This window comes from uncultured Pseudomonas sp., from assembly GCF_913774235.1.
GTDB lineage: Bacteria > Pseudomonadota > Gammaproteobacteria > Pseudomonadales > Pseudomonadaceae > Chryseomonas.
The window spans coordinates 68,493-94,341 of sequence record NZ_CAJYDW010000005.1; the positions used below are offsets into that span (position 1 = coordinate 68,493).

General features: G+C 60.5%; 22 protein-coding genes. 5 read left to right on the top strand and 17 right to left on the bottom strand.

Annotated elements, in window-relative coordinates:
* Positions 1 to 173 precede the first annotated feature (173 nt).
* The 5 genes from QZ471_RS02815 to QZ471_RS02835 all read left to right on the top strand — a co-directional run bounded on the left by QZ471_RS02815 (position 174) and on the right by QZ471_RS02835 (position 7,630).
* Positions 174 to 1,667 carry an aldehyde dehydrogenase gene (locus tag QZ471_RS02815; RefSeq protein ID WP_042133136.1) on the top strand — a complete coding sequence of 498 codons (1,494 nt, stop codon included), beginning with the start codon at positions 174 to 176 and terminating at the stop codon, positions 1,665 to 1,667.
* Positions 1,668 to 1,722: 55 nt separating this feature from the next.
* Positions 1,723 to 3,198 (top strand): amino acid permease, encoded by a 1,476-nt coding sequence (locus QZ471_RS02820; protein WP_042133138.1) that lies wholly within the window; start codon positions 1,723 to 1,725, stop codon positions 3,196 to 3,198.
* Between the two features lie 58 nt (positions 3,199 to 3,256).
* Positions 3,257 to 3,745 carry an SgcJ/EcaC family oxidoreductase gene (locus QZ471_RS02825; protein WP_237141925.1) on the top strand — a complete coding sequence of 163 codons (489 nt, stop codon included), beginning with the start codon at positions 3,257 to 3,259 and terminating at the stop codon, positions 3,743 to 3,745.
* A 45-nt stretch (positions 3,746 to 3,790) separates the two neighbouring features.
* Complete coding sequence (locus QZ471_RS02830) at positions 3,791 to 5,167, top strand: aspartate aminotransferase family protein (protein WP_074528177.1); 1,377 nt, start codon at positions 3,791 to 3,793, stop codon at positions 5,165 to 5,167.
* Positions 5,168 to 5,503: 336 nt separating this feature from the next.
* On the top strand, positions 5,504 to 7,630 hold the full coding sequence (locus QZ471_RS02835; protein ID WP_058783969.1) for a methyl-accepting chemotaxis protein: 2,127 nt from the start codon (positions 5,504 to 5,506) through the stop codon (positions 7,628 to 7,630).
* Between the two features lie 323 nt (positions 7,631 to 7,953).
* Here QZ471_RS02835 and QZ471_RS02840 read toward each other — a convergent pair whose 3' ends face one another.
* From QZ471_RS02840 to QZ471_RS02920, 17 genes are all read right to left on the bottom strand, one after another.
* Positions 7,954 to 8,385, bottom strand: a complete 432-nt coding sequence (locus QZ471_RS02840) for a hypothetical protein (protein ID WP_042133145.1) — start codon at positions 8,383 to 8,385, stop codon at positions 7,954 to 7,956.
* A gap of 113 nt (positions 8,386 to 8,498) precedes the next feature.
* Entirely contained in the window at positions 8,499 to 9,056 is a 558-nt protein-coding gene (locus QZ471_RS02845) for a hypothetical protein (protein ID WP_058767892.1), read from the bottom strand.
* Between the two features lie 73 nt (positions 9,057 to 9,129).
* Complete coding sequence (locus QZ471_RS02850) at positions 9,130 to 9,354, bottom strand: hypothetical protein (protein ID WP_058767891.1); 225 nt, start codon at positions 9,352 to 9,354, stop codon at positions 9,130 to 9,132.
* Between the two features lie 51 nt (positions 9,355 to 9,405).
* Positions 9,406 to 9,573, bottom strand: coding sequence for a hypothetical protein (locus tag QZ471_RS02855; RefSeq protein WP_167371443.1), 168 nt, complete (start codon positions 9,571 to 9,573; stop codon positions 9,406 to 9,408).
* 141 nt (positions 9,574 to 9,714) lie between these two features.
* Positions 9,715 to 10,185 carry an STY4534 family ICE replication protein gene (locus QZ471_RS02860; protein ID WP_074528176.1) on the bottom strand — a complete coding sequence of 157 codons (471 nt, stop codon included), beginning with the start codon at positions 10,183 to 10,185 and terminating at the stop codon, positions 9,715 to 9,717.
* 103 nt (positions 10,186 to 10,288) lie between these two features.
* Positions 10,289 to 10,519 carry a hypothetical protein gene (locus QZ471_RS02865; protein ID WP_074528175.1) on the bottom strand — a complete coding sequence of 77 codons (231 nt, stop codon included), beginning with the start codon at positions 10,517 to 10,519 and terminating at the stop codon, positions 10,289 to 10,291.
* Between the two features lie 2,109 nt (positions 10,520 to 12,628).
* Entirely contained in the window at positions 12,629 to 14,650 is a 2,022-nt protein-coding gene (locus QZ471_RS02870; protein ID WP_295460782.1) for a DNA topoisomerase III, read from the bottom strand.
* Between the two features lie 126 nt (positions 14,651 to 14,776).
* The gene (gene pilM / locus QZ471_RS02875; RefSeq protein WP_074528172.1) at positions 14,777 to 15,214 is read right to left on the bottom strand and encodes a type IV pilus biogenesis protein PilM; all 438 of its coding nucleotides are present in this window, start codon (positions 15,212 to 15,214) and stop codon (positions 14,777 to 14,779) included.
* A 42-nt stretch (positions 15,215 to 15,256) separates the two neighbouring features.
* Complete coding sequence (gene pilV / locus QZ471_RS02880; RefSeq protein WP_074528171.1) at positions 15,257 to 16,672, bottom strand: shufflon system plasmid conjugative transfer pilus tip adhesin PilV; 1,416 nt, start codon at positions 16,670 to 16,672, stop codon at positions 15,257 to 15,259.
* Positions 16,669 to 17,604, bottom strand: a complete 936-nt coding sequence (locus QZ471_RS02885; RefSeq protein WP_074529791.1) for an ATPase, T2SS/T4P/T4SS family — start codon at positions 17,602 to 17,604, stop codon at positions 16,669 to 16,671. Before QZ471_RS02885 ends, pilV begins: the two co-directional genes overlap by 4 nt.
* A gap of 6 nt (positions 17,605 to 17,610) precedes the next feature.
* Positions 17,611 to 18,078: a type 4 pilus major pilin gene (locus QZ471_RS02890; protein ID WP_237141959.1), complete on the bottom strand. Its 468-nt coding sequence runs from the start codon at positions 18,076 to 18,078 to the stop codon at positions 17,611 to 17,613.
* A gap of 147 nt (positions 18,079 to 18,225) precedes the next feature.
* The gene (locus QZ471_RS02895) at positions 18,226 to 19,314 is read right to left on the bottom strand and encodes a type II secretion system F family protein (protein ID WP_074528170.1); all 1,089 of its coding nucleotides are present in this window, start codon (positions 19,312 to 19,314) and stop codon (positions 18,226 to 18,228) included.
* Positions 19,304 to 20,944, bottom strand: coding sequence for an ATPase, T2SS/T4P/T4SS family (locus QZ471_RS02900; RefSeq protein WP_295460783.1), 1,641 nt, complete (start codon positions 20,942 to 20,944; stop codon positions 19,304 to 19,306). The genes QZ471_RS02895 and QZ471_RS02900 overlap by 11 nt, the downstream gene beginning before the upstream one ends.
* A gap of 10 nt (positions 20,945 to 20,954) precedes the next feature.
* Positions 20,955 to 21,602, bottom strand: coding sequence for a type IV pilus biogenesis protein PilP (gene pilP / locus QZ471_RS02905; protein WP_295460784.1), 648 nt, complete (start codon positions 21,600 to 21,602; stop codon positions 20,955 to 20,957).
* Positions 21,592 to 22,941 (bottom strand): type 4b pilus protein PilO2, encoded by a 1,350-nt coding sequence (pilO2, locus tag QZ471_RS02910; protein ID WP_295460785.1) that lies wholly within the window; start codon positions 22,939 to 22,941, stop codon positions 21,592 to 21,594. Before pilO2 ends, pilP begins: the two co-directional genes overlap by 11 nt.
* A gap of 4 nt (positions 22,942 to 22,945) precedes the next feature.
* The gene (locus QZ471_RS02915; protein WP_295460786.1) at positions 22,946 to 24,673 is read right to left on the bottom strand and encodes a PilN family type IVB pilus formation outer membrane protein; all 1,728 of its coding nucleotides are present in this window, start codon (positions 24,671 to 24,673) and stop codon (positions 22,946 to 22,948) included.
* Positions 24,670 to 25,848 carry a TcpQ domain-containing protein gene (locus QZ471_RS02920; RefSeq protein ID WP_295460787.1) on the bottom strand — a complete coding sequence of 393 codons (1,179 nt, stop codon included), beginning with the start codon at positions 25,846 to 25,848 and terminating at the stop codon, positions 24,670 to 24,672. Before QZ471_RS02920 ends, QZ471_RS02915 begins: the two co-directional genes overlap by 4 nt.
* Position 25,849: the final 1 nt, after the last annotated feature.

Here is a 25,849-nt window from a genome sequence, read left to right on the forward strand (position 1 = left end):
AAACCATATTTTATATTCTGATCACGTCATTTTCGCAGGCTCCGTTAGGCAAAATCGACCTAAAAATCGGCAGTTTTTTCATTTTCAGGACCATGAGTAAGCTTCTCAGGCTCTTAAAGATATGGTTCCATATGTTTAAGCGAGTGCCCACGTTATTCATAGGAGAACCTGTTATGAGCCTGCAGACACGCGCCGATTGGGAAGCAAAAGCCAAGAGCCTGAACATCGAAGGGCGGGCCTTCATCAATGGTCAATACGTGCCCGCCGTAGAGGGCGGCAGCTTCCCCTGCCATAGCCCCATAGACGGCCGTCAGCTGGCCGAGGTCGCCAGCTGTGCCTTGGCCGACGCCAACCTGGCCGTAGCCAATGCTCGTGCCGTTTTCAATGCCGGCACCTGGTCGAAGTGCCCTCCGGCCGAGCGCAAGGCTACTCTGCTGCGTTTCGCCAACCTGCTGGAGGAGCACCAGGAAGAGCTGGCATTGCTGGATACCCTGGACATGGGCAAACCCATCGGTGACAGCCTGGCGGTGGATCTGCCGGGCTCGATCGATGCGATTCGCTGGAGCGCGGAAGCGATCGATAAGGTCTACGATGAAGTCGCCCCCACGGCCCCCGACCAACTTGGACTCGTCACCCGCGAGCCGGTCGGAGTGGTAGCCGCCATCGTGCCCTGGAACTTCCCACTGATGATGGCCGCGTGGAAGCTCGGGCCGGCACTGGCGACGGGGAACTCGGTCATCCTCAAGCCATCGGAGCGCTCGCCGTTGAGCGCTATCAGAATCGCTGACCTGGCGATCCAGGCTGGTCTGCCTGCTGGTGTACTAAACGTATTGCCCGGCTATGGACATACCGTAGGCGAGGCCCTGGCTCTGCACATGGATGTGGACACTGTGGTTTTCACCGGCTCGACCAAGATCGCCAAGCATCTGTTGACCTGCTCGGGTCGGTCGAACATGAAGCGTGTCTGGCTCGAAGCGGGCGGCAAGAGTCCCAACATCGTTTTCGCCGATGCCCCTGATCTGCATGCTGCCGCCGAAGCGGCCGCCGGTGCCATCGCCTTTAACCAGGGTGAAGTCTGCACCGCCGGATCACGCCTGTTGGTGGAGACGAGCATCAAGAGCGAATTTTTGCCCTTGGTTGCAGCGGCGCTGGAAGCCTGGAAACCAGGCAACCCACTCGACCCGGGGACCAATGTCGGAGCGGTGGTGGACTCCCGTCATCTTGAGCAAGTGCTGGGCTACATCGAGTCGGGTAAGGCCGAAGGCGCCCAGGTCCTCACTGGTGGCGTGCGCGTGCTGGAAGAAACCGGCGGCGTCTACGTTGCGCCCACGCTCTTCGCCGGGGTGAACAACGCCATGCGCATTGCCCAGGAAGAAATCTTCGGTCCGGTGCTGTCGGTCATTGAATTCGACACCCCGGCAGAGGCCATCGCAATCGCCAACGACACCCCCTACGGACTGGCGGCCGCACTCTGGACGCGTGATATCAGCAAGGCACACCAAACCGCGAAGGCCTTGAGGGCCGGTAGCGTCTGGGTCAATCAGTACGACGGCGGAGACATGACTGCGCCCTTCGGCGGCTTCAAGCAGTCCGGCAACGGTCGCGACAAATCGCTGCATGCCTTCGACAAATACACGGAAATCAAGGCGACTTGGATCAAGCTCTGATCCCGCTGCACTGCCGCACTGAACAATCAATAAAGTAAAGGATTGAAGGCTCGCAATGAACAGCTCTCTTGATAAGTCTGCAGCATTGGATGCGGATGCTGAGCAACTGAAGGCGCTAGGCTACACGTCCAATTTCGACCGTAGCATGAGTCTCTGGCAGAACTTCGCGCTTGGCTTCACCTACCTTTCGCCCGTGGTTGGGGTGTACACGCTGTTCGGTCTCTGTTTGGCGGCTGGGGGGCCGCCAATGTTCTGGTCTTATTTGCTGGTCGGAATGGGACAGATGCTGGTGTGCCTCGTGTTCTGCGAGGTCGTCTCGCAATATCCGATTTCGGGCGGCGTTTATCCCTGGGCGCGTCGGCTAGTCGGCAAGAAATGGGCTTGGATGGTGGGTTGGATATATGCCATCTCCCTGTGCGTAACGGTAGCCGCCGTCGCCTTGGGAGCGGGACCTTACATCGCCAACCTGTTGGGCTTCGAATCGACACCTATCACCAACACCTTGGTGGCCCTGACGCTGACCGCAATCGCCACGCTGCTGAATCTGAGCGGTACTCAGTTGCTGGCCAGGGTCGCCATGTTCGGCTTCATCTGCGAACTTGTAGGCGCCATCGCCATTGGCGGCTACCTGTTGATATTCGAACGACACCAATCGATCTGGGTGCTTTTCGATACCTTTGACATTTCCATAGATGGCGCCTACTGGCCGGCCTTCCTGACCGCCGCCCTCGCCGGTATGTTCCTGTACTACGGCTTCGAGGCCTGCGGTGACGTCGCCGAGGAAACGCCCAATCCGAGTCGGCAGGTCCCCAAGGCCATGCGCATGACCATCTGGATCGGCGGGGCGGCCTCCATGTTCGCGGCGATAGCCCTGATTCTCGCGGTACCGGACGTTCGCGCGGTCATCACCGGCGCCGACAAGGATCCGATGACGACGATCTTCAGCTCGGCCTTCGGCCCGACCGGCGCTCGTGTCGTAATGGCGATCATTACCGTCTCGTTCGTGTCCTGCGTTTTGAGCCTGCAGGCCTCGGCCAGCCGCCTGCTCTACTCTTACGCCCGCGACGAGATGGTGATGGGCAGCGGACTGCTCAAGAAGCTCTCACCCGCCACCCACGTACCCACTGCTGCCCTGGTGGTCTGTGGTGTGCTTCCCGCGCTAATCGTCTGCGTGGGTTTCTATCTGCAGAACGCGGTCGCCCTAGTAGTGAGCTTCGCTGCCGTGGGTATCTATCTCGCCTTCCAGATGATCGTCTTGGCTGCGCTGTACGCAAGGCTTCGCGGCTGGAAGCCCAAAGGACAATTCACTCTGGGCCGTTGGGGCTGGCTGGTGAACATCGCGGCTCTTTGCTACGGCCTCTTCGCGATCCTGAACATGTCCTGGCCGCGGACCCCTGAAGCGGCCTGGTACGTCAACTACGGCATACCCCTGGTGGGCGGGATCACCCTGGCCATCGGCATGGCCTACATGCTGCTGTTCCGCCCACATGCGCGGAGTTCGGCACCTGCCGGCGATGCCTGGAAGAACTGACTCTACGCGGCCCCCTGATTGATGGGGCCCCATAACCTCTGACCACCGGAGTTACGCCATGCTGAAGCATCACATGCAGCGTCTGATCCTAGGGATGATCCTTGCACTGGCTACGCAGCTCTGCTTTGCCAAACCTGCGCAAGACTCTCTTCCAACCATCCACGCCTACATGGCCGCCTGGAATGACCACGATGCCGAAAAGGCCGCCAGCTTCTTCGCCGAGGATGGTGAATTTCTCGACTCTTCGGTTGGCACGCCGCAAAAGGGAAGGGATGCCGCTCGGGACAACGTGATCAAGGTCTTCATGACCGCAGTGCCTGACCTGCGTTGGCAACTCGTTGGTACCCCAGTCGTACAAGGCGATAGCGTCGCCTTCGAATGGCAATTCGATGGGAAAAATACGGGTCCCTGGAGTACGGAGCTACCGGCGACCAACAAGCCGCTGAAATTCAATGGCGTCAGCCTCATCCGCTTGAAGGACGGCAAGATCGTCAGTCAGCACGACTACTACGATGCCCTCGGCTTCAACCGACAACTCGGCTGGTAGTGGCCCTACCTATCAGTCAGCTCTCTCCTACCAGAGGTTTCCTTCATGAATTCCACGTCGTCAAAACTGCATCAGGCAGATATCCAGCATCACCTGCATCCCTATACCAATGCCCGCCTGCACCAGGACACGGGGCCCATGATTATCGAGCGGGGTGAAGGGGTGCATGTCTATGACACCCAGGGCAAACAATATATCGAAGCCATGTCAGGCCTATGGTCGGTCGCCTTGGGATTCAATAATCAACGTTTGATCGATGCGGCAACCGCTCAGTTGCAGCAGCTACCTTTTTATCACCTGTTCAGCCACAAGGCCCACGCGCCCAGCATCGAATTGGCAGAGAAGCTGATCGAGATCGCGCCGGTGCCCATGAGCAAGGTCTTCTTCACCAATTCAGGTTCCGAAGCTAACGATACCGTCGTCAAAATGCTGTGGTACCGCAATAACGCCCTTGGCAAGTTCGCCAAGAAGAAGATCATCAGCCGTAAGAGCGCCTATCACGGCATCACCACCATCAGCGCGAGCCTTACCGGGTTGCCTGCCAACCAGCGCGGTTTTGATTTGCCTCTCGCGGGTTTTTACCATGTCGGCTGCCCACATCACTATCGCTATGGCCTACCAGGGGAAAGTGAAGAGCAGTTCGCCGACCGTCTCGCCAATGAATTAGAAACCCTGATCCAGCGAGAAGGTGCCGAGACGATCGCCGCCTTCTATGGCGAACCGCTCATGGGCGCCGGTGGCGTCATTGTCCCACCCCGTACTTACTGGCAAAAGATCCAGGCGGTTTGCCGCAGGCATGACATCCTCATCGTGGCGGACGAGGTCATCACTGGTTTCGGGCGTACCGGCAAGCTGTTCGGTTGCGAAACCTTCGACATAAAGCCCGACATTCTGGTACTTTCCAAGCAGCTGTCGTCTTCCTATCAGCCCATCGCCGCCATCCTGCTCAACGAGGACGTGTACCAAGGCATCGCCGATCATAGCGGCGTCCTGGGTACCTTCGGTCATGGCTTCACCGGCGGCGGTCACCCCGTGGCGACTACGGTAGCTCTGGAAAATGTGAAGATCATCCAAGAAGAGCGTCTAGTAGCTCATGCCGCCGAGATGGGCGAGTTCCTGCTTGGCCAACTCCGGGCGTTTGAAAGCCATCCCCTGGTAGGTGAGGTGCGTGGCGTTGGCCTGATCGCTGCGATGGAGTTAGTAGGGCACAAGGTGCGAAAGACCCCGTTAAACGGTACACCCGGGTTACTGGGTAAATACCTCGTTGATCGTATGCAGGAAAATGGAGTGATCAATAGAGCGATTGGCGACGCTCTAGCGTTTTGTCCGCCCCTGATCTCCACCCAAATTGATCTCGCTCAAATCATATCCAGCTTGGAAAAGTCGTTGGATCAGACTTACGCCTGGAGTATCCAGCAATGAAAGCGTAAACAGCGAACCGCCCGCTAACATCCAAGATCGGCATTCGGCCCGCAATACTCCAGGCTATGCGCTGGTAATACTAGGTGCCAGCGCATATTTTCTCGAGGGTCTGAATATCGACCCGGGTTTTATGAAAGGCATAGCGCTCTTAAAATCTTCATCGACAAGAGCTGCCGCGCGGCCGGGACATATGAAAAATAGATATCTTTAAAGCGCAATATTGGCAGAAGTAAATCTTGTTTGAAGGCGGTCACTAATGCCCCTTCTTTAGAACTCGGCCCCTTTAAAGGGTCGCTCCCCCTAACATTTCATTTGACACGCGCCAGGTAATCCAATATGTCCATACGCTCCGTCAGGACAATTATTAGTCTCTATGCCAGCGGCAGCGTGCTCGCAGTAGTAACGGCCTTGACAAGCTATGTTCTGTATTCGGGTTCGCAGACTCAAATCCTGATTGAGAAGCATGCCTCTCAACTCGCCTACAAAAGTGCCCAAGAACTCATCGGCGCCCAGGCTCAGGCAACAGCGAATTATATTGGTAAGAAGCTTGAAGAGCCATTGCTGACTGTCTCGAATCTTGCACAGTTGAATGCTCAGCTAGGTAGAGCTGACGACTCAAAGCTAAATTTAGATCGAAGCGCCATTTCGCACATACTAAAAGAGACCCTTGCCAACAGTCCCAATCTTCTAGACATCTATGCAGGATGGGAGCGTAATGCTTTCGATGGCGCCGACAGCCAGTATGCCGGGCTAACGGCGCAAGGTTACGATGCGACTGGGCGTTTTATGCCGTGGTGGTATCGCAAACCCGAGAGCGGCTACGAAGTAGTCCCGCTCGGCGAGATCCTCGATAGCAAAACGATCCTCTCTACGGGCGTAGGTGAAAATGTTTTCTACACCTGCCCGCAACAAAGTCTGAAAGCTTGCGTGATCGACCCTGCTCCCTATGAAATCAATGGGCAGCAGATATTGATGTCCTCCTTCAATGCACCCATCCTGGTCGATGGCACCTTCCGCGGGGTGATAGGTGCAGACCTATCCTTGGACTTCATTCAAAAGCTTCTGGAAGCGGCAAACAAACAGCTGTACGACGGCGCCGGCAGCATTGCCTTGATCGCTAGCCAGGGCACGATAGTCGCCAATACCGCCAACGCCGAGAGCCTCGGCAAGCAGGCGAAGGAAGTGCTCGGCGGAGCTGCCAAAGAACTTCGCCAGCTAGAGGACGGCGTCACCAAACGTTTCGACGACAAGCAGGATCTCTACCAGGTATATTTACCGTTGCGCCTTGGTAATAGCTCGACCGTCTGGACACTGCTGGTACAACTTCCCCGCAGCGCAGTCCTGGCCGATCTTCAGCAACTGCTACAGGCTCTTACCCAGCAGCGCTACAGCGATATTGTCGGCATGATGCTGGTGGGTCTAATCGTTGCCGCCCTCGGCTTGCTGCTGCTTTGGGTCATCAGTGGTTATATCGCTCGCCCCTTGCGCAGGATGGTCGCCATGCTGGATGCCGTTGCCAAGGGCGAAGGCAATCTGACACAGCGACTGCAGGTCAATCGTCGCGACGAACTGGGGGCCATCGCTACTGGCTTCAATACCTTCCTGGCCTCCCTGCAGCATCTCATCAAACAGCTGGTACAGTCGGTTGGGGAAGTGAGCGACAGCGCCCAGCACACCTCCGACATCGCACGCCGGGTACGCGATGGCATGCATCAGCAGTTGCTAGAAGTCGATCAAGTAGCGACCGCCATGCACGAGATGACCGCTACGGCTCACGATGTCGCCCGTAATGCCGGAAACGCGGCCAAAGCCACCCAAAAGGCGACTGCTGCGGTCCACGACGGCCAGCAGGTGGTTCAGCAAAGCGTGCAGGAGAGCAGCAGGCTGGCCCAAGAGATCGAACTGGCCGTGGAGCAAGTTCAGCGGGTCGCGCACGACAGCGTTAGCATCGGCTCCATTCTCACCACCATCAATGGCATTGCCGCCCAGACCAGCCTGCTGGCGCTCAACGCCGCCATTGAGGCTGCGCGCGCTGGTGACCAGGGGCGAGGTTTCGCCGTGGTGGCTGACGAAGTGCGGAGCCTGGCACAGAGGACCCAGGTGGCTACGGGTGAGATCCATGACATGATCCAAAAGCTCCAGTCGGGAGCCCGCGAAGCGGTAGAGGTGATGCAAAGCAGTCGGGAGCAGACCATCCAACAGGTAGAGCAAACCGAAATTGCTCGTGTAGCGCTGCAAACAATCCTCGCGGAGGTCAAGGATATCAGCGACATGAATCTCCAAATTGCTAGTGCAGCTGAGGAGCAGAGTGCTGTTGTAGAGGACATCAATCGCAACATGCTCAACATAGGGGAAGTAGCGCATTCAGTTAATAATCATGTCGAAGAGGTCTTAACCGCAGGCGATCAACTTAGCGATCTAGCATTAAAGCAAGCAAAATTATCTGCGCGTTTCAGGGTATAGAGGGCTTGAGCTTGACTTGACGCTAAGCCTGACTATTAATGCCTCAATTGCCTGCCGACAAGGTGAGCGATGTATTTAATTCGGTTTTTCGCGCACGCTCGGTCATCTCATCATCGGACCAATGTTGCGTGTCGCATCAAGACCTCGCCATCCCACAGTTCAGTCGCGCGCCAACCCTGACGCTGCAAGTCGGCCAGAGCGGCAACTAGGCCGGTGTGTTCGGTGACGGGGTGAATGACGGAAGTGGATTCGTTGTTTATATGCAGCTCCTCGGACGAAGAGCTGCCCAGAGGGTCAACCCCTCTGGGTTGTGTTGAGTGTTGCTACAAGTCTTCCAGCGCCATGAGGCCCTGGGTGACACGCAGCAAATGGGTACAGACGCGAATCTCTACGGGCTGTTCAGATCCACCTTGGTAGTGAAGCTCGGCTATCAAGCGTTCCTGGCCTTTGTAAGCCCCGAATACCTTGAAAAGCTGCGCTAACAAAACGGGAGGGTCGAAATCAAGATCGCGGGTATATCGAACTTGGCGGAATCCTTTCAGGTATTCGGCGAAGTCCGCTGCAGTCATAGAGGTGTGCTGGCGTAAAGGATTGCCATCGTCATCGATCTCATCACCGAGGTGATCGAAGGACATCGAGTAGAACAGCCGGGGTTTGTGGCCTAGCGCTCGATAAAAAGTAAGGGCTTGCCCGGCAGCCTGAAGGCTCACGACCGCGTATTCGACGCATCCTGAAATCACAACGTTATATGGCATGGTTCACATCCTGTTGAAGGCGCAGCATAGCAATCGTTAGCTAGCTGGCAAATACCAAGAAGCGTCGGAGCCATACCCCACCGGGGGCAAGCCCCGGGTGGGTGAAGGTTCAATCAGGCGTTCAGCAGCGCAAGCACGTGCGGCCGCCAGGACTTATGGACTAGCCGACCCTTGAGTAGGTCAGCGTCGGTTTCCAGCAGCCGCGAGGTGCTGAAATTGTCCCAGCCATGCTGGAACGCAGAGCGCGAACGCAACAGCTGGATCTGAGCCAGCACCACCCTTTCTTCCTCAACCGTGCGGCAGGGGTCGATCCAGTCGATGCTGCGGCTATCAAGATCCACCTTGCCCGCCATGACCAGGTGGCCGTGGCGATCAGAAACGGAGATCCGTTTCGGGCAGAAGGTAAGCGCTGCTGCAGGTGTTGGATAGCGGTCTTGTCGGACTGCATCCAGGGCGATGGGCAGGATGTCATCGAGCAGGCCGCACTGGCCGAGCTGGACGTACCCATCGATGTGGAAGGTGCCGCGACCGGAGTCCTCAAGGCGCTCCATCGACCCATGCAGGAGAATGGTGAATTGCCGCTCGAAGAGGTCTTGGCGAAGAGAGGTACCAGGTGCGTAAGGGTTGCTGACGAATGCCTGGCCTTCGAAGTGTTGAATAATCAAGTCCATGATGCCTCCAACGTCCTGGGATTCATCATGCCCTCAAGGGATGATGAATCCCTTGAGGGTAGATTTTAGCTCGTCAGATGCCCAGCGAATGCCGAGTCCACTTGCCTGAGTGAAGTGCGCCTTCTGCAGCCTGTTCGCTGCGGAAGTATTCGGCCGACTCACGACTGAAGGGCAGACCCTCATCGTCCACTGTGCCCAGGTAGTAGCCACGGTGTGACTTCAGGACCTGCAACGGGTAGTTGTTGCCGGCGTCGTCGTGATCGAACTTGCTGTGAGCAGGTGCGGTATTGGTTGCCATGGGGCCTCCAAAAGACAAAGGCGCCCGAGGGCGCCTATAGGGTGTGGTCAGTCAGGCTTGAACGCGATCAGCGCTGGTGGCGTTCATCTCGAACAGAAACCAGGCGTTGTCGCAGAACAGGTCGCTGCTCAACAGCTCTTCGGCGACGTCGTCATAGGAGACTTCGGCAACGATGGGCAGGGCGGGCAGCTCGGACTTGAGGGTGGCGATGACTTGCATGATGGGCTCCAAAATTCAGCTAATGGAGATCACCATGCCCCGGTCCGGGGATGGTGCCCCCGGATGGGTGTGCGAAGATGAATGTGGCAAAGCCTGGGTAGAGCAGGGGCGCCCGGTGGGCGCCTGGACGAGCAGGGTGACTCAAGCGGCCGATTGGTCGCCTTCGCTCCCTTGATCCGTACCTTGCTGCTCAGCCGGGACTGCGTCGCGCGGTTTGGCTTCGTAGACGAACTCACCATCTACCTTGATCCAGCCGATGTACAGGAGACGACCTTTCAGGCTTGCGCCGTGTTGTCCCTGTTTCGGTCCGGAGGAGTAGGTAAAGGGATCAGCCCAGCAATCGCCGATGCGGAAGGACACGAGGACCTTCTTCTCAGCGTTGACGGCATCAATGCAGCGGCGAACCAGCTTTTCAGCTTCGGCGCCGACGGCATTGCAGTCGATGTAGCGGTATTCCACCGCTTCTTTGTTGCCGCACAGGGCTGCTACGGTGACGGCCAAAAACGGTTTGGCGCCTCTGCCTTTAGGTTTCACTTCGCGGATGCGGTTGAGGTAACCGATACCGGTGGTGTGCAGATCGAAGTATTGGCTTTCGTTGGCTTGGTTGCTCATGGTGTATCTCCAGTTTCAATAGGTGAAAACGGAGAACACCTTGCCCGGGAAGGGAAGAGTATTCCCCGCGTGGGTGGGTGTAGCCAGAAAGGGTGGTGCCAGGTCAGTGCATGAATTTCATCGCTGCCAGCAGGATGCCGACAGCAGCAGAAAGCATGACGCCCATGCGGATGGTGAGCTTGAGTTCGAGCTCGGACTTGAGTTGTGCCAGATCAGCCTTGGTAGCCAACTGGGTTTGCATTTCAGTCTCCAGAGCGTCGACAACAGCAGTCGCTTTGTCTTCCGAGACATTGATGGAGCGTAATGCCTGGTACAACGCTAAACCGCTTCTCATGGAAGGTCTCCAGGTTATGACGGAGACCGGCCCTGACGGGTAGTCCCGTCGAGGGTGGGTGGAAGGTGCATTCATCAACCGGGGGAACCGGTCAAACGTTCGCGCTACCGAATGCTTAGCGAACTTGGGGTTGGATCGACGTGGGTGACCACGTTGCAGTCGTGAGATCCAGACTGCCTGGGGCATGTTGCTGACAACGTCAGCGGCACACACCCTCAGAATGTTCAGGGCAGTATCGCTTGTCAATACCCCCGGAAATGAAAAAGCCCTCCGAAGAGGGCTTTGGTAGAGCGGTGCATCAATCAGTGATGGCCTAGAAGTTTCTGAGCCTTCTGCTTAACGTTGGGCCAGTCGGCCCAAACCGCTACAGTGCTGAAGAACACCAGCATGCCACTCAACATAAGAACGCCAAAAGTAGTTTGGTCCATGTCAGTCCTCCCGTGTGAGGCAGATACCAATGAGCCAGAGTATAGCACCGGACATGAAGGTATAGACCGTGAGGATCTGGTGATTGCTCAGGAACACACCGATCAGAGCAGCGCCCATGGCAGTGGTACCAACCTTGCGGAAGTCGTCTGCTATCGCAGCGAGTCGTTTCGAAGCCATCGTTTTCCTTTTCCAGATATGGAGTTGGGAAAACCGCCCTGACGGGAGATTTCCCGACAGGGGTAGGTAGGGTAGGGATCAGCCAGCCATGTCGACTTCAAGGTCGACTGGGCCAAGCAACTGGTCCGAGGGGCCCGGACGTAGCACGCGCGTAGGGGCCGGAGCGACAGGTTCAGGCGCTGGAGCTTCAGCCTTAGGTTTGCGTGTCTTACGCGGACGCTTCGGCTTTTCAGCCTGGGCTTCGCGCGTGTTTGCTGCGAACCAGGAGTTGAGGTTCACGCCACGCAGCCTGACCAGCGCCGGGGAGTGATCCATCCTCTCGAGTTCTTCAGCCGACAGGATTGGCTTTGGCAACTCCACGACACGCAGGCCGGAGTGGGTGCAGCCGATTGAGCGGCTTCGACAGCCTGAGACTGGGCGGTGCGCATCGATTGCATGCATTCGCGCACGACAGTACCCGCAGCTTCACCTAGCCGAAAGCTCAGAGAGGTAGTGGCCATAGTGTTTCTCCTGCAAAGGGGTAATGCGGAGAAACACTGACCCTGGGCGGGGGTGTGTCCCCGCTGGGTAGGTAGAGCAGTAGTGCAAGGTGCTTCCATCGACCGGGGGTACCGGCTAACTGTTCGCGCCTCCGGAAGCTTGGCGAACTATGGGTGCGGATCAACGTGTTTGACCACGCTGCCGTCATGAGATCCAGACGGCCAGGGCATGTCGCTGACGACGTCAGCAGAACATGGGTCATCATCTGAGCGAGCGAAGCGGGCTGTCAAGTAGCCGAAGGAGGGCAGAGCAGAGCGAGAGCGGATGGCAGAGCGGGCGCTGAGGCAGGGCTAAGCGGGAAAAGCGCGCCAGGCGCAACGCTGGGTCTAGCAGCAAAGCGCCTCGGCGAGGGTGAGGCTGATGAAGCTTGAAGAAAACGGTGCCACCTGTGAGCTTGAACACCGGTCTCGGCGGTCCCTGGGCATTGACCTACCAACCTGATGATCGTCGCATTCACCCGACCCGTTATCGTGGCTTGGGCCAGCTATCGAAAGGCACGCATCCGCGCACAAAGGGATCCCATTTTTTCGCCGGCGGGCACCGGCAAAGAGGAGGGCTACCCGAGGGGTAGCCTCGTCCACCAAGCTGATAATGCTGAGAGGACCAGGCTACCCTTCGAAAGCAGCTAGAAAGGGGAATAGCGTGGGCCGACACACCAGGTCGGCCCTAAGTGAAGCGTGCACCGAACCTTCTGTGAGCCCTATGTGCCTATGAACTCGCTGTTTCACGAGTTAGACGGCTGCGTGTCATGCGGTGGGTCAGGGAGACACAGGGAGAACATCACGCAAAGATCTACACGCCCTTCCCGTTGCTTAGCGTGCTCTTTGGGGGTGAGGTTTCAGGACTGGGTCGAGAAACCTCGGGTTGCAGCTGATGACCGCCAGCGTGCAAGCGGGGTGGAACGCTTGCATTATGAGGTTTCGACCGTGACAAAGGCAAGAAAGCTCCAGCGGACCTGAATTCCTAAGCTGAGGTGCCTCTGCGCTGGGCTTTTCCTGGGCCGCTCTTGGCTTTCCCTTTCGGCGTTTCGATGTTCACCAGGCCCTTGCAGTCGGGGTAGCGCAGGCACGACCAGAAATCGCCGCTCTTGCCCTTTCGCTTGGCCATCTTGCCCTGACAGAGAGGACAGGAAGGGCCCTCCGGGACTTTGATGGCCAGCATGGTCTGGCGGTACTGGGCGACCAGTTTGGTGATCCAGGCGCTCTGCTTGGCAATGAAGTCGTCGAGCTGCATGGTGCCGGCCTCGATCATGTCCAGGGCCTGCTCCCAGATGGCCGTGGTCGCCGGATCCGCCACTGCCGGCGGCACCGCGGCGATCAGCGAGATCCCGGCGTCCGACGCTCGTACAGCCTTGCCCTTCTTGAGCAAGAACTGCCGATCGATAAGACCCTGGATGATGCTGGCCCGGGTGGCCTCGGTGCCGATGCCGGTGGTTTCCTTGAGCTTGGCGGCGAGACGCGGGTCCTTAACGAATTTCGCCACCGTCTTCATCGCCTTGATGAGATCGCCTTCGGTGTATGGCCTGGGCGGCTTTGTGTGCTGCGCCTTGAGCTGGGCCTGCTGTACCTGGGCACGAGAGGCGTTCTGCAGCGGCGGGAGAATCTGCGCGCGTTCCTTCTCCTGGCTGTCCTCGTCCTCCTCCGCAACGGCTGCCTGGATCAGGGTCCTCCAACCAGGCACGACGATGCGCTTGCCGACGGCGCGGAGCGCAACCTGGTTGCAGTCGAAATCGGCCACGGTCCGGTCGAACTCATGGTGAGGCATGAACTGCGCGAGGTAGTGAGCCCGGATCAGGCTGTAGACCGCGCGCTCCTTCTCGCTCATCGCGGCCAGGTTGGCCGGCTCAAGGGTAGGGATGATGCCGTGGTGCGCCGTGATCTTGGCGTCGTTCCAGGCACGAGAGCGCAGCGTTGAGTCGACGCTGGCCACCACCGGGGCAATGGACGGATCGGTGCGGCGGACTGCCTCGAGCACGGCCGGTACCTCCGGCAGCATGCTGGTGGGCAGATAGCCGCAGTCGGTTCGTGGATAGGTCGTCGCCTTGTGGGTCTCGTACAGCGCCTGGGCGATGTTCAACGTCTCCTGGGCGCCGAGGCTGAGCTTCTTCGAACAAATCTCCTGCAGGGTGCCCAGATCAAAGGGCAGGGGTGCCACCTCCCTGACCCGCTCGGTTTCGACCGACACGGCAATAGCGGTGGATCCAGCGGTGAGGCGCGCCTGAGCGGCCTGGGCATGGCGCTGGTCCAGACAGCGCCCTTCGTCGTCGGTGATGTCACGGGCAGGGCGCCATTGGGCGATGAAGCTCAGGCCGTTGGCGGCCAGCAGCACGTCCAGGCTCCAGAAGGGTACCGGGACGAAGTGAGCGATCTCCCGGTCGCGGTCGACCACCAGCCGCAGGGTCGGCGTCTGCACTCGGCCGACCGACAATACCCCGCTGTAGCCGGCCTGACGGCCGAGCAAGGTGAAGAGCCGCGTGAAGTTCATGCCGATCAGCCAGTCGGCGCGTGAGCGTGCCAACGCTGAGTGGTAAAGCGGAAACGTGTCGGCGCCGGGCTTGAGGCTGGCCAGGGCCTGGCGGATTGAGGCGTCATTGAGCGCCGACAGCCACAGTCGCTGGATGGGCCCGCGATAGCCACAGTGTTCCAGCAGCTCGCGGGCGATCATTTCGCCCTCGCGGTCGGCATCGGTGGCGATCACCAGCTCGGTCGCTTCCTTGAGTAGCGCCTTGACCACCTTGAACTGGCTAGCGGTCTTGGGCTTCACCTCGACCTTCCAAGCCCCCGGCAGGATCGGCAACGCCTCCAGCGTCCAGGCCTTGAGCTGCGGGTCGTAGCCTTCCGGCGGCGCCTGTTCAAGTAAATGGCCAATACCCCAGGTTACCGCTACGCCCTGGCCGCGGATGCAACCTTCACCGCGGCCGGTTGTGCCGAGCACCCGGGCAATGTCCTTGCCCTGGCTGGGCTTCTCGCACAGAAACACACGCATGGGATTCCCCTGTCGATGGCCGAATGGCCTGCAGGGGCACCGTGCCAGGGCGGTGGTCTAGGTTCACTGCCTAACCGAATCCGCGCTCATGACGGTTAGGCTTCCGACAAGGGGAAGCCTGGTTGCTCAGCGATAGGCCACTGCGGCGCCCGCAGGCACTGCAGCCGGCACAGCCACTCCTGTGGCACCACCGGTAGGGCTGACCAGTTGGCCGCGCGAGGCATAGCCGACGGCGACCGAATGTGTCAGTTCAGCCAAGGTGGTGACCAGGCCGTTGGGAGGAGAGGCGTAGAAGGTGTAGCTGGAACCGCCCTGGATATAGCCGCTGACACCGGGCGCATGTATCCACCAATCCGGTAGGGACAGCGCAGCATCCGCTGGCGAACCCGTTATGCCCGGGTTGTTGTGAGCATATTCGGCCAATGCATTGCGGTAGATCAACAGGTTGTGGGCCAGAGCATCGACATCGACCGCAACACTTCGGTTGCTCGACGTACGCTCTTGGTCAGCTAGTAAACCCATCGTGGAGATCACCATTACCAGGATGATCCAGAGAATCGGCATAGGCGTAGTTTCCTGCGCACGTTGCGCCCTGGGACGCCAGGGCTAGAACTTGCAGCAAAACACGGTGGCGTAGTCGTTCTCACCGACCGTGAGACCTGGGGTGGAGGCCCAACGCTGCCGCTGCCCAGCCGTGTCCCATCCGGTTTTGACATAGCCAGCAGGACACGACCAGGTCGTCGCGTCGTTGGAGTCGTAACCGTTGATGGTGTATGCCGCACAGGTCGGTGCACCGCCCCCGTCGTGGCGCCAAAAACCGTTTCTGCACAGTAGCAACCCCTCGGAGTTCCGACTAACTAGCCCATCCTGATTACAGCCCCATCCTTCATTCGCGGTACCGATGAGCTGCAGGTACTCACCGACGTAGGTGCGCCCTTCGGAAAACAGACTATTGCCGCGCATCTGCCCAGGTGTATAGACGTTCTTACCGGCATAGGCCCGGATCCAGTCGCTGTCGGTCATGTGCCAGCCGCCGCCCCATTTTTCGCTGTACCAGCCAGTGTCACCTCGGGTTCGAACCCAGTTGTTCACATAGAGATCGCCAGACAGGTTGCCCGTTACTCCGCTGACGTTGCCGCGGGCATACATCGAGCCCGTGGAGGTATCGCCGTTGACGGCGAGATTGCCACCCACGGAGGTACTGCCGTCCACAGAGGCATTACCTCGCAGGTACAGAGAGCCACCATGCAAATCGCCCCCTGCATTGACGTTACCGTTTGGGTTCACGTTGCCACCGGCATTGACGTCGCCGCTAATGCTCGCGGTGCCCGAGGCGGTGATATTGGCCGCGTTGGAAAGGTCATTACCGCCCATGTTAAGCGTCGTGTTCATCCGGTTCAGCTCTGGCTTACCGGCGATGGCGTTGCGATAGAGGTAGTCGTTGGCCAGGGTGCCGTCCTGCAGGAACAGCGCGCTGGCGGTGTGGCCCGCGCCGGGGTTGACGCCGTAGTTGCTCAGGGCTAGCGACCAGCCGCCGCGCACCCCTTGGATGATGCCGGTGTTGCTCACCGGCACGAAGCCGCCCGGGGCGCCCAGGTTCTCGGCGATTTCACGAGTACCCATCTCATCCAGAGCCTGGCCCCCGGTCGTCAGTACGATGGATTCCAGCTGATTGGTGGCGACCCGCCGAGCCAGCACCACGAATGTCTGGGCGAAGGCGTTGGTGTCGGAGAATCCGTCAGGGAGATAATGGGTGTTGCGCAGCATGGCCGGGGTGATCTGTGCCGGCGTGGTGGTCCCCGCAGCCGCGTAGACGGTGGCGAAATTGTCCTTGAGGTACTTGGCCGCAGCGTCGGCGACCTGCTTCTGCTGGTCGGCAGCGATCTGGTAATTCTGGGCGTCCAATTGATTAGCCCACATCACGGCGGCGCCGGTCATCACCGCTGCTAGGACGATCAGTCCGAAGAGCATATCCAAGGCCATGAAGCCCCGCTGCGATGCCTTGCTGCTTGAGGTATTCATCCCCAGAGCCCCCGCTTGAGTTGATTGTCGATGTCTTGTTCCAGCTGCGCGATCTGACCGGCGCGGATCTTCTCGCGGATGCTGGGACTGTCTTCACCGGTGACTAATAGGCTGCGCACCTTGAGGATGCGGCGGTCAGGTTTGGTTTCCAGCGTCTGAGCAACGACTGCGACCAGGCCCTGCGCCAGGATTTCGCGGGCGTTGCTGATCTTGTTGTTGGCCAGAGCGATTACTCGTTCCAGCGCCTGAGTGGGCGTGCCGGCGTGGAGGGTGCAGGCGACGAAGACGCCGTTGATGGCCGCACGAATGGCTTGAACGGCAGTGGCCGTGTCGCGGATTTCACCGATCAAAATCATGTCGGCGCCCGTGCGCAGAGCGCGCAGCAGCGCTTCCTCGTAGCCGCCCGTGCGGCGGGACACCTGCATCTGGATGCAGCGACCTTCACCATGCAAGCCATGGAGGTTGGTCTCGGCCGGATCCTCAATGGCAAGGGCAGTGCCGCCGCAGGCCTGCAGTCGCGCGGCGATCAGCGAGGCCGCGCTGCTGGTCTTGCCGGTACCCATTTCGCCACAGAAGATCACCAGCCCCCGTACCTGGTCGCTTAGCATGGCGGTGGCCAGTGCTTCGGGGAAACCCAGCATGTGAAAAGGGCGGATCTGGGCATTGGATTTGCGCAGGATGAAGACGTCCTTGGAAAAGGCGTCTTGGATCTGCGTCACCCGCAGGACGATGCCGTCCTTGACCACGGAGAACTCGGGGTCGCCAAGCTCGCGCGCTTTCTCCTGGCATTGCTCGCGCAGCGCCTGCAGCTCATCGCACCAGATATCCGGCGCTGCTACGCGCCGGCTACCGGAGCCATCGAGCCCCTTCACGTCCGAGAAATCCGGTCCGAGAAACAAGTCGACGAAATTGGCTTGGGTGATCTGGCTCATGGGCAATCAGTAGACCGTCCAGGCCACGACGTTGGCATCCTTACTGCAACTGCTGGTGGCGTTGGCCGGAAGCACTTCTCCGGTCACGGCAGTACCGGCATTTATAGACGTAGTGACCTTCTGTCCGCGGCTGATTTTGGTCGCCAGCGTCACACAGGCATCCGCGGGTAGCCCGTTCTCGGTAACGGTGAAGGTCATGCCATTCGATACCACGGTCACCGCTCCGCCCCAGCTGTTGTACAGACTGGTGCCGTCGTCACTCATGTTAGGCAGCCCTTTGCTGACCCTTAGGGCGGAGACCAGGCTGGTACCGGAGGTGCCATAGCCGCTACTGGCTTTCAGCTTACGAGTGTTGCTGATGAGGATGCCGATGTTGGATTGCTCGTTGGTGACGTCCTGGGAGCCGAGGAGGCTGCCGCCGTTGTAGATGATGTAGCCCAGCGCGACGACCATCACGATCAGGACGAACATCATCTCCAAGCTGAACACACCGCGCTGCCGGTGCCCTGATGGCAGGCGAAACGGCTGGGGTACATCACTGTAGTTCTGCGACAAGTCGTCGACGGTGGCGGGAGGGACGAGGCTACTGGCTTTGCTCATGACGGTTCCTTGGGAGTGAGATCAGTGGTGAAGGCTGGCGACGTTGCTCTGCAGGCTGAAAACGCCGCTCACGACCAGGAGCATCAGTAGCCCCATGGCGATGGTCGAAAAGGTCAGGAAGGCTGAGGTGTAGCGCTCCACCTGCTTGAGCGTCTGGTCGATCCAGCGATTGCTGAATCGGTGGATGGCCTCGGAAAAGCCCTTGCGCGTGGCCAGCACGCAGAGAAACTGGACGGCGGTCTTGTCAGGGAATTCGTGGCCTGCCAGACGCAGGGCTTCGCCAAAGTTCTTACCCTGGTTGACGCCGTAGATGGCGGCTACCAGACGCTCACGCAGCCAGCGGTTGGCGCCCTGTTGCAGAGACCGCAGGGCCTCGATCTGATTGATGTTGGCCTTGAGCATCACCGAGACGTTGAGTAGAAAGGTGGCGCCGTGGAGCGCCTTGTAGATGGACCAAGGTGGGAGGCGGTCGAGCCGGACGCGGAGCGGACCCGTCAGGAAAGGCAGCGAGACCAAGGACAGCACGATGCTGCCCACCACGAGGATCAGCGTCAGTAGTCCCCAGTGACTGACATAGTTGGAGACCTGGTAGAGCAGGTAGGGGATGCCAGTCCAGCCTTCGGGATTGGAAACCCGTGCCATGGCCGGGACCATGCGGGAAGAGATGACGTGCAGCAGATAGGCCATCATTGCCCAGAGCATGGCCGGGTAGATGGTCACTGAGAGAATCAGTGACAGGATCCGGCCCCGCGCCTCAATGATCTGCACGCAGTCCACGAAGGCCTTCACCAAGGCATTCGAGCGTTCGCCAGCGGCGATGAGCGCGGTCTCCTGATAGGGAATCCAACGCTGACTGGCTTCGCCCAGGGATTTGCCGTTGCGCACGGCCTGGCCGATACCGGCCGCGGCCAGCGCAGTGGGATCGCGCCGCTTCTTGCCGTTGTCGCTGAAAATGCCCTGGACTTCGAGCAAGGCATCGTCGATGCCGACCCCGTTCTCCAAGAGCGCGCATAGGCTTTCGTAGAACTGGATACGTTCCTTGGCGCCGAACTGCTTGGCATACCAGGCATCGGCGAACGTGGTCCAGCCGTCCAGGAGTCTACTGAGCATCGGGTTGCTCCAGGACGAAGAGATCGAAGTCCAGCGGGCCGACGATGGTCTCGGCCATCCGCGGATCGATAAGGCCTGCAGCGACCTTGCGGATGGCGTGCTGGATCTTGGTGATCCCGCCCATCTGGTTGACCCAATGGCTACGCGCCTCGCCTGCCCCCTTCTCGCGGAAGATCCGCATGAAGCGATGAGTGGGCAGCAGGACTTCGGCCGCTACTGTACGGCGGGTGACCCCCAAATCGCGGCAATGCTCGCAACCGGCCCCCTTGAGTCGCACCTGGGCGGTATCCATCACCAGTTCTAGGCGCTCAAGTTGGGCGTGGCTAAGCTGCCCACGCTGGCTGGTCAGCGGCACCGAGCAATGGGGGCAGAGCACGGGCAACAGTGACTGGTTGATGATCCCCGTGACCAGGGCGGGATCGGTCACGAGACTCGGATCCACACCCATGTCGATCAGGCGCTGCAGGCTGGCCACAGCATTGTTGGTATGCAGCGACGACCACAGTTGGTGGCCGGTCATGCCGCCGCGCATGGCGGCCAGGGCCGACAGGAGATCGCGTACCTCACCCGGCATCATGATGTCGGGATCTAGGCGGAGCTGATTGCTGATCGCCTGATCCCAGGTTTCGTTGTGGCCGAGCGGCGACTGATTCGCCCGGATGGGATACTCGGGCGGATCCTCGACGGTGAGGATGTGTCGAGTGCCCCCGGTTTCCTCCTCGATCAGGTTGAGGGTTACCTGCAGGGTCTTGGATTTGCCCGAACCGGTAGGCCCGGTAATCAGGTTCACACCGTAGGGCAGCGCGCGAAGCCGAGCGAAAAGTGCGTCCTGTTCAGGAAGGAAGCCCAGTTCTTCCAGAGACTGCTTGCCTTGGTCGTTGGACAGCAGGCGAAGCACCATCAGCGGCCCGTCTACCAGCGGACGGGTGGCGACGCGGGCACCGTACAGCCCTAACTGCGCGACGAAGGCTTTTTTTACCCGGGCGTCTTGTGGAATTTCCGGCTGATAGTGTTCCTCCGCGACATCGCACATGGAGTTGTATAGCGCCGAGCAGAGTTCGCGGCCGACGCGGCTCTGGATCTGGGCGTGCTCGGTCAGCAAACCGTGGATCCGGAAGCGAATACGGGTGATCTCCTCGCCGACGATGAAGTGGACGTCGGACGCGCCGAGCTTATGGGCTTCGCCGAGCAGCCGAATGACCTCCTGCTGACGCGAGGTGCTGTCGACGGTAACCGTCGTAGCGCCGCGCGTGGTGTCGACCTGATACAGCACCTGTATCTCGCTCAGGGTGCTGGGGATGACGCGATAGTCCAGGCCGGCCCGATCCAGTTCGCCCATGAAGGCCATGACGAATGGGTCGCGCAGGTGCTGGGCTGACACCAGCAACCGAGCCTCATCGGTAGCGTGGCGGCCCTCAATCAGAGCGAGCAACTGACGCAGCTCAGGCTTTATCGCTCCCCAAGGAGCCCCTTCAGCGGTGAGCACACGGCGTGGTTGGCTATGGAACGCCGCCAGCTCCTCCACCAATTCCGCCGCTACCTGTTGGCCCTGCACCTGGGCAGCGGTGAGAGGGTGATTGCTACTCAGAGATTCCTTGAGCGCCGGTTCGATACGGGTGAGCGTGTCCATTGTCAGGTCCTCAGGGTTGGGTCCCAGTGGAAGTCGAGCCTGGCAGGGCAGTGGGCGTAGGCGCGGGTACCGGCGCCGGCGGCGGGGGATTCATCGGCGTGACGGCGATAGGCAGTACCGAGGCGCGTCCGGTGGCCGCCGTGGCTACCGGATAGCTCGGCGCGCGATTGGAGAACCCCAGCGGGTAGCGTTTGCCGCCGCGGCTGAGCACGACGCTGTCCAGGTTCAAGCTGGCCACGCGGTAGCCGCCCGGAAGATCGGTCGACGCAGGAGAGGCATCGACCTCGACGCCGCCGGGATACAGCAGGGTGGCGTGCAGCGCCTTGCCGGCGCCGTAGATCAGCTTGACCACGGGTAACTGCTCGACGGCGTCAGCCGGCTCACCTGCGTTCAGCCGTCCGGTCTGAGTCGCCATGGGCGGTGGTAGATAGCCGAGTTGGGGAGCCGAGACGCTTTGCGCGCCGCCATTGTTGAGCTCGCGCAGCGCCTTGGCTCGCTCGCCCTCGGCCTTGTAGAGAATGGTCTCGCTCTGTACCCGCGAGAGCTCGCCGACCGTGATGCCATCCGTATTGGATGGCTTCGTTTCAGCGGCCAGGACGTGGCCGGCCAGGGTCAGCAGCAGGGCGCCGAGCACGACGCCGGAAAGGTCATTTGACATAGAGGTCACCAATCACCGACCAGGCCAGCTGATCGTTCTGCAGAAGGGTCTTGATCTCGCGCAGCCGTAGCCCCTGGCTGGGTACGCCGTTGAGGACGATGGCCGGCGGCATGGCCGTGTTGAAGGTCAGCTCGAAGTGCTTGAAGTCCGGTGGCGGCGGCGCAGGCGGTGCCGGCTGCCCCGGCATCGTTGGGGGCGCAGGAACGACCACCGCCACTTCCTTGATCGTTGGCGCAAGCCCTTGGCCGTGCAGCCACGAGGTGAGCGCCGCCAAGGCTAGATCGGCTGGGAGCAATTCATCGTCACCGGCCAGCGGGGGCTCGAAGGTCAGCTTGAGGGCTGCGCCATTGCCTTCGTCGAAGAAGGCCGGCTGATCGGCGAAGTGCCCACGCGTGGCCGTGATGAAGCTGGTCGCCGTGCTATTGCCCTCGCGCTTGTAATTGGTCGACAGCAATACGCCGTCGCACTGCGCAGAGGTGAACAGCCAGCCGGCGATGGAAAGCGGCAGCTTGTCGATGGCGCCGTTGCAGGTGATGAGAAAGTCCGGCACGCCCGGGCGCCTTGCCCAGGGATGCTCCAGCGCCTGGATCGTCTGTTGCTCCTTGGAGCGCTCATTGATCGCCTGCAGTTCAGCCTGCCGCGCCGCCTCGGCCGCCAGGGCGGCCAGTCGCTGCTGTTCCTGCCGATGGGCCTTCCACTGGCCATAGCCGCCTATTCCGGCCATCACCAGCAAGCCCATCAGACCCACGCGGATCCACTCGCCCTTGCTCATGCCGAAGGCGAGCGGCTTGAGGGCGTAGTCGCGCATCAAGTTGGCCGGCTGGAGCAGGGCTTCGACATCTAGAGCCCGCCCCCCCAGGCCGAATTCAGCCGGTAGATACGTCTCGTCGAAGGTCAGGGCGCGACTTTCAAGCTGGGCAACCTTGCGTTGAATCTCGGTTGCTGAACCCACCAGGTCACAGCCTGGAATGACGGCGCCTTCGATCACCGCGACTAGCGCATAGCGCTGCTCGTCACCGGGGATCTGCCAAGCGGCTAGCCAGGATTGACCCAGCTGTCCGGCGAGAGCCGAAGCCAGCGAATACATCCCCTTCATGGCGCCGGCGCTGCGTGAGACAAAGCCGGCCTGAATCACCCTTGGATCCTGCCGATTGGGCGCGTAGCGGATCGCAACGATATCCATCTGATGCTTGCGACCGTATTCCCGGGCTTCTTTCATGTACCCGGTCAGGCTCCCCAGCGGATGCCATTGCAGGCCAGATACGAAGCTCTTGCCGTGGTAGGTCAGGATCTGGACGTTCTTCGTCGTGGGCGCCGGGGACGTGCTGGCGATGGCCATGGCGTCAGCTCGTCACGATGGGCGTGATCAGCACCACCAGGATGCTGTGGCCGGAGGTGCGCGTCCGGCTGCCGCCCAAACCGAAAAAGCCGGGGTCACCGACACCCGTCTTGCGCGCATCTTCATTGAGCTCTTCGAAGCCCGACAGGATGAGCGTCTGTCCGCTGCGCAACTTGACCTTCGGCGAGAGCGACTTGGCGTCGTAGTCCGGCAACTGGACGCTCGACCCGTTGCTGGTGAAGGTCTGGAAGGTCGGCTTGCTGCTCATGTTGATCGATACCATCAGCAGCAGCTCGTCGCGGTCGAGAACCCGCGGCAGGAGTGTCATGTTGAAACCGCTGGTGATGGTGCCGGGGGTTAGCGAGGTAGTGGAGCCTACCGACGCCGTGGACGTCGTCTGGCTTGAGGCCAGATAGCCTTGGACGTTGCCTATCTGGAGCGGCGCCGGCTGCAGATTCAGCGTGGTGACAGACGGAGAGCGAACGTTGGAAACCCGTCCCTGCTCGGCCAGCGCCTGGACGATGGCGTTGGAGCCTGCCCAGGCGGAGTCAGCCGTGTTGACGATACCTACTGACGCGGTGGTCGCGCTGGTACTGATGCCGGATACGGTATTGGAGAGCGACAGCCCCCACTTGGTGTTGAGGGATTTATAGACCGCCGCCCAGTTGAGCCCGAGCTGGTCGGAATCGGTCAGGGTGACCTCGAATACCTTGACGTTAAACAGCACCTGCTGAGTGATGCTGCGGTTCGTGCTGTTGAGGTAGGCCTCGATCCGGGAAATGACCTCTGGGCGGTCCGTGACGGTGAGGGTCCCGGTCGAGGGGGCTAGATACATGCGCCCGGCTGGGGAGACGCTGAGCATCGCTTTCACGTTGTTCTGGATGTCCTGCAGGATCGAGGATTCCAGCGTCACGGTCGTGCTCTGGTTGCTGCCCGAGTCTCCCGATACACCGGCACTGGTGCTCGATCCCCCGGCGGTGCTCCCGCTGGTGCCGGAGGCGGTGGCCATGCCTGATTTCACGGTACTGGCGATCACCTGCTTGTCGCCAAACGACCAGACGTCGAAGACGCGCGTTTCGAAATAGCTGATACGGATCGCGCGCTCGACTGGTGAGTAACGCCAGCTAAGGCCTAGCCGCGCCGTGGCCTCATCGAGCAAGCCTGAAGCCTTGCCGCTGTATCGCAAGCCGTTGACTTGGCTGTTCGCGCCATAGCTGAACATATCGGCGGGGCGATACGCCGAGCCGGTCATAGCGCCCATGGTTGCAGGGTCAGTGACCACGCCAGCCGGCAGCAGGCCGGCCAGGCTATCGGGCGCGGGATTGCCGATAGCCGCTGGCCCATTGCTGACCGACGTTGCATTGCTGGCCAGCAGACCCGGGTTCAACGCATCAGGTGACACCAGCACAGCGACGTTGCACTGGCTGGTGATGAATTGGGCGATCTCGGTGATGCCGACGCTGCCGGACGGCCGATAGCTGAGTTCGCAGTCCAGGGTGGAGGGCATGCCGTGCTTGGCCAGCACCGGCTGAGTCGAGACCCAAGGTTTGTCGCTGAAGACGACCGTCTCCCGCTTGGGCATTTGCTGCTGGTTACGCAGCATGGCGGTGTATTGCCCCGCCATCGCGGCATCGTTCTCGGCGCGTTGGGCCGATTCATCTATCCGGTGTAGCGAGCAGCTGGAGAGCAGTAACGCCGTCGCAAGGGCGCTCAGGCGAAGAGGACAGGTCATGACTTCTTCCTCTCGGAGACATGAACGATGCGCTGACTGGAGTTGCCATCGACGATGAAGGAGCGCCGAGCGCTGTCGTAGAGCGGGAATATTTGGGCGATGGCTTCGGCGAAGGTGCCGCGGAAGTGCAGAGCCGCCTCGATGGGGTAGTCGAGGTCATCGGCATCCCAAATGACCTGCCAACCAGCACGCTTCGCCCAGGCCTCGACCGATTGCCGGAGCGTGCTGCCGACCGGCGCGTCCCAGGATTCGCCCATGGCGGACGCAGGTTCCGAGAGGCGGAACGACGGCTGTCCGTAGGTGGTGGTGCCGGACGCGGTAGTGTCCGCCACCGCTGAGGGCTTCGCGGTCGACGGGGTAGGCGCGGGATGCACGCTCCGGGCAGGGTGGCGTGTAGCCGCGGCTGGGGTAGCAGTGCGGGCCACGGTCGGCGAAGTAGAAGGGCCGTCCTTGGCCGGAGTCGCACGATGGTGCTCGGGGGTTGGCCGGGCCGTAGCGCCCGAGCCAGTGACTGGGGCGGCGGCTTTTGTCGCGCTCGCAGACGCGCCTTGCACCTGTAGAGGGAGAGTCGGAGCGACCCCGGATGACGTGGCGGTTTCGGCAGCGGGCGTTGTGGTCGGCGCAGGAGCCGGCGTGCGTGCGGGAAGCGCGGCGAGCCGTGGACTTTCGGGCAACTGGTAGCCCGGGCGTAGCACAAAGCACACCGACCTCATGACTTCGTCGACCTTGACCTGCCAGGCCGGGCCGGCCAGCACCTGCAGGGTGTTGCGCAAGCTCATCGGGCCGAGCTTGTACTGCGTGGCCGGCAGCGGCCGGGTGTAGAGGATGTTGACGTGGCCCTGCTCGGGCCCGCATAGGCTGTAGCCGGAGCGGTTGACCACGTACTGCATGGCGTCGCGCACGGACGGCTTCATGCTGGCCGGAATGCTCACGTCGATGATCTGAGCCATTAGATCCCGCTGTTCAGTCTCGGGTGCGGTGTTGACCAGGGTGTAGCGGCCGTAGCGGACCTGGGGCTCTGACACAGCGCCCTTCGGATAGAGATCGGGCTGTAACAGCTCAGGGTTGCGCGAGCTGTCAGGGCCTGCGGCGGGCGGGGCGGTGTCGGGCGTGGCACAGCCAGCCAAGGCGGCGGCGAGTGCCAGCGGGGGGAGGGTGTAGAGCTTCCAGGTCATG